The sequence below is a fragment of the Deltaproteobacteria bacterium GWA2_45_12 genome, from assembly GCA_001797365.1.
Classification (GTDB): Bacteria; UBA10199; UBA10199; order UBA10199; family UBA10199; genus UBA10199.
On record MGPH01000037.1, the window covers coordinates 67,497 to 78,109 of the forward strand.

Genomic DNA, 10,613 nt, shown 5'->3' on the forward strand with positions numbered 1-10,613 from the left:
TGGTTCGCACACCCATGGTCCGGAAGGAATCAGCCCATTTCATCAAGAGTGAAAAATCACTCGACATGACAGGATCAATGGTGGCCACCTGCCCCAGCATGACTTCACCGGTGGACCCATTGAGGGTGATCCATTCGCCTTCACGCAGGGTTCTGCTCTTAACCACCATTTCCTTGGATTCAGGGTTTACATGAATTTCGCCACAGCCGGCCACACAGCATTTACCCATCCCACGTGCGACGACGGCGGCGTGGCTGGTCATGCCTCCGCGAGCGGTTAAAATTCCTTGGGCCACGTTCATGCCGTGGATATCTTCCGGAGACGTTTCTTCACGCACCAAAATCACTTTTTCTCCGCGTTCGCTCCAGGTGACGGCATCATCGGCTGTAAAGACGATCTGGCCATTCACAGCCCCGGGAGAGGCGGGTAACCCCTTGGCAAGGACATTTTTGGGGGCCTTGGGATCCACCTGGGGATGCAATAACTGGTCAAGTTGGTTTGGATTCAAGCGAAGGACGGCCTCCTTTTTAGAGATAAGTTTTTCCCTGGCCATGTCGACGGCAATTTTGACTGCGGCTTGGGCGGTGCGTTTGCCATTGCGCGTTTGAAGCATCCACACCTTTTCTTTTTGAATGGTAAATTCAATATCCTGCATGTCGCGGTAGTGGACTTCCAGCTTTTTGTATATTTTGACCAATTGGGTATAGCATTCAGGCAGCGTTTCTTCCATGGAAGGAAGGTCAACGCCGCTTTTCTTTTTGCCCAACACGTTAATGGGCTGGGGGGTGCGGATACCGGCCACCACGTCTTCCCCTTGGGCATTAATGAGGTATTCCCCGAAAAACATTTTTTCGCCGGTGTTGGGGTCGCGCGTAAAAGCCACACCGGTGGCGCAATCATTTCCCATATTGCCATAGACCATGGCTTGTACGTTCACCGCAGTGCCCCAATGCCCGGGGATGTTGTAAATGCGGCGGTATTCAATGGCGCGGTTGTTCATCCACGAGGTAAACACGGCGCCGACGGCTCCCCATAATTGTTCCATGGGGTCATTGGGGAATTCCTTGCCCGTGTATTCGCGAACTTTTTGTTTGAAAATACCCACAAGTTCTTTCAGGTCGTCTGCAGAAAGCTCGGTATCCAGTTTGACTTTCCGTTCGTTCTTTTTGTGATGCAATGCTTTTTCCAAAAGAGAGCCGTCCATATCCATGACGACGTTGGAATACATTTGTATAAAGCGACGGTAGGTGTCGTAGGCAAAACGGGCATTCCCTGATTTGACAATGATGCCTTCAATGATTTGGTCGTTAAGGCCCAGGTTTAAGATGGTGTCCATCATGCCGGGCATGCTGGCGCGGGCGCCTGAACGCACGGAGACTAAAAGGGGATTGATGGGGTCTCCAAAAGTGGATCCCATTACTTTTTCAACCTTGGCCAGGTTTTCTTCTACCTGTTTTTTAAGTGCTGCAGGATATTTTCTGTTGTTGTCATAGTAGACGGTGCATACTTCGGTGGTAATGGTAAAGCCCGCGGGAACAGGGATGCCCATGCTGACCATTTCAGCCAAATTGGCGCCTTTGCCCCCCAAAAGATTTTTCATGCTGGCCTTGCCGTCGGCTTTTCCGCTGCCGAAAAAATAAACCATTTTGGCGGATTTTTTTGCGAATGATTTCTTGTTCTTTTTACCCATAATTTTATCAAGCCTGGTCCCTGAGCGAAGTCGAAGGGACGGCTCACTTCGGCTCCGCTCAGTGACCGGCATTAAATTCTCTTGTTCCCACGCTCCTGCGTGGGAACACAAGAGGTCGACGCTCCAGCGTCGAAAGACGGCGTTCCCACGCAGGAGCGTGGGAACGAGAGGGTCCGGTTATTTAATTATTCTTTTCTCCAGATATCTTTCAACCTGATCCATCGCAATGCGTTCCTGTTTCATCGTGTCGCGTTCGCGGATGGTGACTTGTTTGTCTTCTTCCGACTGAAAATCATAGGTCACACAAAAGGGTGTGCCAATTTCGTCGTGCCTTCGATAACGTTTGCCGATGCTGCCGGAATCGTCATAGTCGGTGGTCATTTTTTTGCGAAGAGCATGTTCTAGTTTGCGGGCCGGCTCCTCCAATTTTTTGGAAAGGGGGAAAATGGCCGCTTTCACGGGAGCCATGTGGGGCGCAAAGCGCAGCACAATGCGTTCTTCTCCATCGGCCGTGTCCTTGGCAAAAGCATCGCAAAGCAGTGTCAGAAAGGTGCGGTCAACACCCAGGGAACATTCAACGACGCCCGGAACGTACTTTTCCTTGGTTTCATCATCGAACACGCTTAAATCCTTTTTGGAAAATTTGATATGTTGCGAAAGATCGTAATTGGAGCGATTGGCGATTCCTTCAAGTTCTGAAAAACCCATGGGGAACTCATATTCGACATCCACACAGCCTTGGGCATAGTGGGCCAGCTCGTCCTTTTCATGTTCACGCATGCGCAATTTTTCTTTTTTGATTCCCAAATCATAAAACCATTGCAGGCGTTCGGCCTTCCAATATTCGTACCATTTTTGGCCTTCTTCCTTGGTGGGACGGATGAAAAATTCCATCTCCATCTGTTCAAATTCGCGCGAGCGGAAGATGAAATTGCGCGGAGTAATCTCGTTACGAAAACTTTTGCCAATTTGAGCGATGCCAAAAGGGATTTTCTGCCGTGACGTGGTCAAAACATTTTTAAATTGGGTGAAAATGGATTGGCAGGTTTCAGGCCTTAGATAGGCAATGGAAGCATTGTCCTGATTGGCCCCCACAAAAGTCTGGAACATCAGGTTGAAAGCACGGGCTTCGGTGAGTTCGCCACCGCATTCCCCCACTTTTTTGGAGGGTTTTTCTGGGCAGGGGGTATCTTTTATATGATCGGCACGGAAACGGCCCTTGCATTTTTTACAGTCGACCATGGGGTCGGAAAAACAGTCCACATGCCCCGAGGCCTTCCAGGTTTGAGGGTGCGCAATAATGGACGTATCGACTCCCACCATGTCATCACGCAGTTCCACCATGCGTTTCCACCAGAAATCCTTGATGTTTTTGCGCAAAGCAACGCCCATGGGCCCAAAGTCCCAAAAACCGTTGATTCCGCCATAAATTTCGCTGGATTGAAAAACAAACCCGCGGCGTTTAGCTAGAGAAACAATTTCTTCCATAAAGGAGTGAATCGGTAGCATTTTGCTGGCTTTCAGGTCAAGCGAAACTCCATTCCCAAAAAGGGGCTACCCGGGATGGATTGTCTTTTGTCGGTTCATGGAAGTGAATCGGAAATACATCTTGAAGTCATTTTTAAATTCCACTAGAACCTACTTTCATAAAATGGCGAGTGACCCTTCGACGTAGCTCAGGGTGTCCTTTATTTTTTCAAAAGTTAATTTGGACATGGTGAGTCTAAATCGAACCATGACTCGGTCTTTAATTGAAAGAAGTTTATTCATTGAAGAAAATATCCTACTTATTTCTGGGGCTTGTTCTCTTAAATGCCTGTGGCGGTGGCAAGCAGGCCCGTCTTCCTCCGGCCAAGGGGCAATCCCAGGAACTCAATCGCTGTCTTAAATATTCAACACAAAAAAAATACAAGGAAGCCGTTGATTGTCTCGAAGTTTTTAAAAGCCGTTATCCGGGCCAGGACGGTGCTGCAGAGGCTGATTTGCTTATTGGAGACACCTATTTCCGTCAAAAAGACTATTTATTGGCCGCTGACACCTATCAAAGCTTTATCAAGACCTATCCATCCCATTCAAAAATAGATTATGCGTACTACCGCAGCGGGTTGTCCTATCTTCAAGATACTCCCCGTTCCATCGATAAAGACCAAGAGCACCTTGATTTGGCGGTTGAAAATCTGGAAGTGCTTCCCCGTTATTTTCCCCAGTCTCCTTATGCCAAGGTTTCTGAAGCAGCTCTGGCGCAAGCCAAATCCAAGCAGGCCCATCTTCATTTTTATGTGGGACGTTTTTATTACAAGTATCACGAATATCTGGCCGCGGCTCCCCGGTTTGAAGAAATAGTGACCAACTACCCTTATTTGGGGTATGACGAAAAAAGTTTTTATTATCTGGTGAGTTCTTACGTAAAGACAAAAAAACTGGACAAGGCCCGGGAGGCGGTGGCCCGGTTTGAAGAGCGTTACCCCCGTAGCAAATTTTTGGCCAAGGCCAAATCGAAAATTAATTAAAGTGATCCCTGAGCGGAGTCGAAGGGAGATTCACCTCGACTCCGCTCGGTGACCAACCAAAAAGCGCCCCTACATAAACATTATGGAAGCAGATATCAAATACCTCATCAATCAAGGGAAGAATTATTTCAAGAACCAGGCCTATAAAAATGCCGAAACGATTTTTTTGAAAATTATCGGCAATAAATGCGAGTTTGCCGATGTCTACAATATGTTGGGGGTTATTTACCATCAAACGGGGCAATACAGCAAAGCCATCACCCATTTCCAAAAAGCCCTCAAAATCAATCCACGCTATACCGAGGCCATGCTTAATTTAAGCGTGCTCTATAATGACTTGGGAGAATACAAATTATCCAAGCAGCTTCTTAAGGAATCCAAGCAGCAATCCAAAAAAGGGGAGGACACCCTTGATCCTTTCATTAAGGGCAAAGTCGCCAACAAACATGCTGAAACAGGCGATTTGTATCGTGGGATCGGCCTGTATCACTTAGCCATTGATGAATATAAAAAAGGACTTGAGTTTGCCCCCCATTATTATGACATTCGCAACAAACTGGGTGTGTGTTTTAGGGAAGAAGGCAAAAAGGCCGAGGCTATTCGTGAGTTCCAAAAAATCATCAAGGAAAAGCCGAGCTTTTCTGATGCTTATATTCAATTGGGGCTTACCCTTCATGCCCAAAACAACAAGCATGAGGCCCGTAAAGTCTGGATGAAATTGTCGAGTATAAATCCAAAACATGAACTGGTACGTATGTACCTGCGGTTGTCCGATGCAGAGACAAAAGCGGGAAAAAAGAAAAAATAATTTTTTTTGAACTTAAATATAAATTGTGACTTTCAATCGTTGGTGATTTTATCACTAGTGATCTGTCACTTTTCGTGTTTAAGAAACTCCAAGGAGAAAATATGAAACAGATATTGGCAGTAGTTTATTTGATGGTTTGTATGATGGGATGGGCAAATTTGGCTTCCGCCAGAGATACTTGTGGGGGGAATATCGAATACGGTCGTGATTGTGACAACAACGACCGGCATTATCACATAAGCTGCTGCCCTCAAGGGTATCGTGTTCATGGAATAGCTTATAGCGATTTACCCAACCAAGACCATGTGGATGCCATTACTGCTTTATGCCGTAATGTAAAAGCAGGAAACACCATGGTGCCCCCTTCCGAACGTTCTCATCAACACTTGTCCCGTATGGAATGTGATAAAACGGAAGTTGTTTCGGGTTTGATCAGCCAAGATGTTAAAACAAATAGCGGGAATCGTCGTGATTCTTTGGATGGTGCGACGGTTGAATGCTTAAATCCAAAAACAGGGGCCAAACGCGTTGTTTACAGCTCGGATATTAATTCAGCTCGTCCCGGTAAAACCTATAGTCTTAATACGGAAGTGGTCGGTTGGGCTTACAAAGAATTGGACAAAGGAACCAGTGACCGTGTGGATTGCGTGGTGCCCATTACGCGTCCCCGTAGATAAGCTTGGTTAGAAAAATCATGTTTTTTTCAAAAAGGCTCTCCGTTAAGGGGAGCCTTTTTATTTTGGGGGCGCGTAAAGTTTGTCGGGGGATATCCAAACCAGGAAATCTTCATCCCGCCGCATGGTAGGGACATCCGGCACCGCAGAGTTTTGAACGTGGTTTCCCTCTGGATGCCACCAAGACAGGGGACGTGAGAACCAGTCGGTCCTTAAAGGAAAAGAAAGATGGGTGTAATAGTTAAGGAGTTTGACTGAAAATCGGGCTTGTTTAAAATAAACAGGGTTTGTCTGGCTGATTTTCTCGTCCCATCGAGTCCAGTTTTTTGTTTCAAAAATCTCCCGGATGAGGGTTGGATCTGTTAAGGGGAGATCGGGCTTGTATATGTTGTGGAGGCTTTCCCGGGAATGGATAACGACATCTTGGGGCCAATTTTTGGTCCAAAGGGTATGCAGTTCGAGGGCATTTTGGGGGATATTATCCTGCGTGTAATAAACATCGTAGTCAGGATCCAACACAAACCATTTTTGATAATGAGTGCTGTAAGCTTCGACAACGGCATGCATATCCAGATAACTAAAACGGAGTTCCACGCGTCGGGCATGGCCTCCTACAGAGGTAATGGCCTGAACCAAGAGTTGCGCTGCCGTGCCACACAGGAATTTCTCGTCGTTTTTGCCGGCAAGCAGGGCCAGTCCATCAAAGGCCTGAGTGTTGGGTTTGTGTTGGGGGATGCCATGGGGAAACTGGTCTCGCACCCAATGCATCAGTTCCACAAAATCTTCGAAATCGTTGGGGGTGTTTTTTATTTTTTCTTCCAGGTTGAAAGTTTTTTGAAGAAGACTTAAAGATGCTGGCTTTTCATGGGAAAATAAATCAGTCTGCGACTTTGGTTTCAATCCCCTCAAATTTTGAAGGGGGGGAAGGATGTCGCCAAAAAATAGACGTTCAAGACGGTGTTTGGGAAAAGGAGCCAGGATAATCCATGAGCTTAACCCGGCTATTCCCAATAGCCCTAACAGGAAAGTGGTTTTTAAAAATTTATGGGTCATGTGATCAAATTTATCGCTTCAAACAAGAGATTCTCCATTTTTAACCTTTTGGCCCTTGGGGGCTATGTGGGGGTATACACTTTTTTAAATACCCCGAGTTTGCCCGGTCTTTTACGATGCGTGGGTTTTCTTCTCATCCAGATTATTGTCATGGGATTTTTGGGTGCCCATGAGAAATTTTTGGGAGATGCAAATTCCAAGGCCCAATGGGGGTCTTTTTTAGGGCATCTTCCCCAGGCACGCAAGATTGTCAAGAACCAGGAAACCATGGTGGATGTTTCAAGTTTGGTTATAGGGGATGTGGTCAAGGTATTGCCCGGGGAGATTGTCCCCTGTGATGGAGTTATTTTGTCAGGGGCCACCAGTATCGAAGCCAGTCAAATTACTCGGGAAGATACAACCCAGCTGATGATGAAGGGGGATCTTGTTTGCGCCGGCACTTTAAATCGTGACGGAACCATTTCAGTGCAAGTTGAAAAAACCGAAGCGGATTTTTTTACAAGTCAGGTGAAAGCACGGTATGGCGAAGCCCTGGACAAAATCAAAAGCAAGGAAAGCCTTGGATGGAAAAGATGGTTGTTTCTTTTTTTATTTTTTATTCCTTGGGTGGGTTTTGAAATCGCCTGGTTTTCACTGGATCAAGCGGTCCTATTTACAAGCTCCCTTTTGGTTTTAGGCTCTTTTATTTTTCTCTCTTCTTACCGGCAAAAAATGAGGGCAAAAGCCGTTGCCGAATTGTTCTCCAAGGGGATTATTGTCAGTCACCCTTCAAAAATAAAAACTTTGGGCGAAGTGGACACCTTGTTTTTTGATAAAACAGGCACTTTAACGCGTGGGGAATTTCATTTTTCAAACGTGTTTCTGGAAAAAGGGGTGAATCAGGGCAGTTTTCTTTCGATGATTTTTTCATTGGAAGCTTCATCGTCCCATCCAATCGCCCAAGGCGTTAAAACACATCCCTGGTATTTTGAAATACAACGTTATTCGGTTAAGGATTTTAAAAGTCATCATGGTTTGGGCATTTGTGGCGAGGTCTACGAAAAGGGAGGCGCGAACCGTTTTGTAGTCGTGGGAAACCAGCGGTTTCTTAAAAGATTCCAGTTTTATATTTCCAGATCCATGAGGGAAAAAATTGAAGAGCTTGAGGCCATGGGGGAAACCGTTGTTTTGTGCGGTTGGGACAAGCAGGCCAAGGGCATCATGAGTTTTTCAGACACATTAAAAGAGGATGCGCGTGACCTGTTCGGAGCCTTGCACAAGCTTAAGATAAGCTCTGTCATGATCACAGGCGACCAAGATAACATGATTACCAACCTTACCTATGCCAAGGGGCTCGATCAGGTTTATACGCGCTGTCTTCCGGAAGAAAAAATAAAAAAGATCAAGAACAGGCAGGATGCGGGCGAGGTTGTAGGCATGGTGGGGTATGTCCTGGACGGTAACAATGTTTTTGCCCAGGCCGATGTCAGTGTGGTGGTTCATTTTCCCTTGGCCCAGTCGCTTAAAAATGCCACACAGGATTTTATTATTTTAGGGAAAAGCCTGCTTAAACTTTCAACCATGGTTGGTTTTGTCCGGATGTTAAGAACCTTGGAGCGTAGACGTTCCCTTGGTTTGACGTTTTTGGGGCTTGGCTGTGTCGTAAGTCAATTTTTGCATTGGGGAGATCCAATTATTTATTTGGCGATATTGTCTTTGTTCCAGTTTGATTTTTTCCGTCGAGTGAATAAAGCCACCCATACTTTTCAAAAATGAGCCTTTCCAGAAAATGTCTGTACCTTGGTACAGTCGGCTTTTTTGTCACCATAAGCTTGGTGTTTTTATTCCCTGTTTTTCCTGCATGGGATGAATCTGTTTACCATTTTTTTTCAAAAATCCATTCCCCGTTTTTTCTTACATTGAATGATGTCATTTCTCGTCTGGGGAGTTCGGAAGTTTTGTATGGGTTGTCGGTGCTTGGCATCCTGTTTTTTGTTAAAAAGAGGGAGTTTTTCAGGGCCTTTGTTTATGGGGGTTTAACGCCCACGGCTCTTTTGGTCAACAGGGGGCTGAAATTTTTTTTTCATCGTGACAGGCCCATTCCCTTTGAGGGGGAAATCCTTTCTTCTTTTGCTTATCCTAGCGGGCATATGGTGGGGGCTGTCGTTTTTTATGGAATGACCATGGTCCTTTTTTCTTTTTACGCCAAGTCTTTAAAGGTGAAAAAAACTGGAAACACAATTTTGTTTTTTTTGATTGCCGCAATCGGTTTTTCACGCATGGCTTTGGGGGTCCATTGGTTTTCAGATGTGGTTGGCGGATTTTTTCTGGGGCTGGTTTTTCTTTCGTGGTTTTGTCTGACCTGTCTGAAAAGTCAGACGCGTCAGACATGAACCCCAAACTTCTCATTTTTGATTTGGATGGTACCCTTATTGATTCCAGGGCCGATATTGCCAATGCCACAAACCATGTTTTGCAACACTATGGTTTGCCGGCCCTGGGCATGGACACGATTACGCGATTTATTGGGTCAGGAGTTCGGCAATTGATGGCGGCGGCCTTTGATTATTTGCAGGCAATACAACCTTCCACAGAAGAGATTGTGACCCTTTTTAATGAATTTTATTCCCGTCATTATTGTGAATATACAAAATGGTACCCGGGGGCTAAAGAAACTCTCCAAAGAATCGATCAACAAGTGATTCTGACTTTGGCAACTAACAAACCAAGACTTTTTACCGACCCTATTTTGAAAAAACTCGGGGGAATTCATTTTTTTAAATCAATTGTGTGCGGCGGAGATGATGCCCCTAAAAAACCTGATCCTACAGGTGTTTTAAGACTTCTTAAAGAGTATGATGTGCCGCCTTCCGAAGCTTTGTTTGTGGGGGATAGCTTAATTGATTGGCAAACCTGCCAGGCAGCGGGGGGTATTGATATGGCCTATGCAGATTACGGCTTTTTAGGGCCTAACCCAGATGGGTTCATTCCCACTTATTCCCTCCAATCATTGGCAGAGTTGATGGATCTTTTTTCATTTTAATCATTGGCCCAATCGTCTTAGGACATTACCCGTGTTCTTTTTCTTAGAATCTTGCTTTTCGTCCTTTCCAGACGGAGATTTCTTAGGTTTGCTCTTGCCGAGGGTGTTGTATGAATGGCCACTATTACGGTTTTGAGCTGCATTTGCTGGTGGCTCTACAGCGAAATTACCAGGACCGTCATCCTGTTCACGAAGATGATAGCGGATCACACTGGCTGTCCCAGGTCTTGTCCCATTGTAGTCACCTCCGATAAGAATGATGTAAGGGACATTTTCATAATTCTTGACAAAGGCATCATAGCCCCAGGTGAAAGACCGGATACGTGGCATAGACATGCGATGTCCTCTGAAAAAGTCATCAACTTGGCCATTTTGGTTGAGGCCGAATAGGATTATCCCAGCGCTGGGGCTGCTTCCAATGACAATCAATCTTTGGTCTTCAAGGATTAAATCCTCGCAGGATTCAGGTCCATCAGGTCTTTCTAACACGGTGTATCCATTATTGTTGAAAGTCGGATCAAGAATGCCATCCATCGTGAAGCGCGCGACGACACAATCTTGATTTCTAGGGTTATCCTCGTGGATTAACCCAAGGGTTAAAATCTTGTTAGTTCCATTCGATGGTTGCACAAAAAGGCGCAACAATCGGACGGGGCTCCCATTAACATTCAGTGCGAGTTGTACTGGATTTTCTCCTGGTTGGAATTCCGGATCGATGTGGCCGTTTGAGAAGTATTGGCGGATATCCAAACGCCCGGGTTCGTCCCATCTCAGATTTGGGTAGGCCACTAGTGCTCTGACCATTTAATTATTATCTTTATATAGTTTGTATTTTTGTGTTATCTTTTCCGTGATT

At 45.7% G+C, this 10,613-nt stretch carries 9 protein-coding genes and 2 pseudogenes (2 of these 11 cut by a window edge); 6 read left to right on the forward strand and 5 right to left on the reverse strand.

The annotated features are described in order from the left end of the window. Window positions 1-1,690, reverse strand: a pseudogene (locus A2048_02515) (pyruvate, phosphate dikinase) (it extends 1,007 nt beyond the left edge of the window). A gap of 177 nt (window positions 1,691-1,867) precedes the next feature. After that, complete coding sequence (locus A2048_02520; protein OGP08928.1) at window positions 1,868-3,178, reverse strand: glycine--tRNA ligase; 1,311 nt, start codon at window positions 3,176-3,178, stop codon at window positions 1,868-1,870. Between the two features lie 281 nt (window positions 3,179-3,459). On the opposite strand from A2048_02520, the gene A2048_02525 reads away from it, so the two are divergent. From A2048_02525 to A2048_02535, 3 genes are all read left to right on the forward strand, one after another. Further along, window positions 3,460-4,200, forward strand: coding sequence for a hypothetical protein (locus A2048_02525; protein ID OGP08929.1), 741 nt, complete (start codon window positions 3,460-3,462; stop codon window positions 4,198-4,200). Window positions 4,201-4,282: 82 nt separating this feature from the next. After that, entirely contained in the window at window positions 4,283-5,008 is a 726-nt protein-coding gene (locus tag A2048_02530) for a hypothetical protein (protein ID OGP08930.1), read from the forward strand. A 101-nt stretch (window positions 5,009-5,109) separates the two neighbouring features. Beyond that, complete coding sequence (locus A2048_02535) at window positions 5,110-5,685, forward strand: hypothetical protein (protein OGP08931.1); 576 nt, start codon at window positions 5,110-5,112, stop codon at window positions 5,683-5,685. A gap of 57 nt (window positions 5,686-5,742) precedes the next feature. Here the strand turns inward: A2048_02535 and A2048_02540 are convergent, their stop codons facing one another. After that, on the reverse strand, window positions 5,743-6,735 hold the full coding sequence (locus tag A2048_02540; GenBank protein OGP08932.1) for a hypothetical protein: 993 nt from the start codon (window positions 6,733-6,735) through the stop codon (window positions 5,743-5,745). Between A2048_02540 and A2048_02545 the strand changes: the two genes are divergently transcribed. The 3 genes from A2048_02545 to A2048_02555 are packed head-to-tail and all read left to right on the forward strand — an operon-like array spanning window position 6,736 to window position 9,757. Then, complete coding sequence (locus tag A2048_02545; protein OGP08933.1) at window positions 6,736-8,490, forward strand: hypothetical protein; 1,755 nt, start codon at window positions 6,736-6,738, stop codon at window positions 8,488-8,490. Continuing rightward, a complete protein-coding gene (locus A2048_02550; protein OGP08934.1) occupies window positions 8,487-9,107 on the forward strand; it encodes a hypothetical protein in 621 nt (206 codons plus the stop codon). The genes A2048_02545 and A2048_02550 overlap by 4 nt, the downstream gene beginning before the upstream one ends. After that, on the forward strand, window positions 9,104-9,757 hold the full coding sequence (locus tag A2048_02555; protein OGP08935.1) for a hypothetical protein: 654 nt from the start codon (window positions 9,104-9,106) through the stop codon (window positions 9,755-9,757). Before A2048_02550 ends, A2048_02555 begins: the two co-directional genes overlap by 4 nt. Here the strand turns inward: A2048_02555 and A2048_02560 are convergent, their stop codons facing one another. Both A2048_02560 and A2048_02565 read right to left on the reverse strand, forming a co-directional pair. Further along, the gene (locus tag A2048_02560; protein OGP08936.1) at window positions 9,758-10,561 is read right to left on the reverse strand and encodes a hypothetical protein; all 804 of its coding nucleotides are present in this window, start codon (window positions 10,559-10,561) and stop codon (window positions 9,758-9,760) included. A gap of 35 nt (window positions 10,562-10,596) precedes the next feature. Continuing rightward, window positions 10,597-10,613: pseudogene (locus A2048_02565) on the reverse strand (hypothetical protein) (it continues 589 nt past the right edge of the window).

Bases quoted from the DNA above. Each gene is read 5' to 3' on its own strand.
- A2048_02520 (OGP08928.1), bottom strand. From the start codon at position 3,178: ATGGAAGAAATTGTTTCTCTAGCTAAACGCCGCGGGTTTGTTTTTCAA.
- A2048_02530 (OGP08930.1), top strand. From the start codon at position 4,283: ATGGAAGCAGATATCAAATACCTCATCAATCAAGGGAAGAATTATTTC.
- A2048_02535 (OGP08931.1), top strand. From the start codon at position 5,110: ATGAAACAGATATTGGCAGTAGTTTATTTGATGGTTTGTATGATGGGA.
- A2048_02540 (OGP08932.1), bottom strand. From the start codon at position 6,735: ATGACCCATAAATTTTTAAAAACCACTTTCCTGTTAGGGCTATTGGGA.
- A2048_02550 (OGP08934.1), top strand. From the start codon at position 8,487: ATGAGCCTTTCCAGAAAATGTCTGTACCTTGGTACAGTCGGCTTTTTT.
- A2048_02555 (OGP08935.1), top strand. From the start codon at position 9,104: ATGAACCCCAAACTTCTCATTTTTGATTTGGATGGTACCCTTATTGAT.
- A2048_02560 (OGP08936.1), bottom strand. From the start codon at position 10,561: ATGGTCAGAGCACTAGTGGCCTACCCAAATCTGAGATGGGACGAACCC.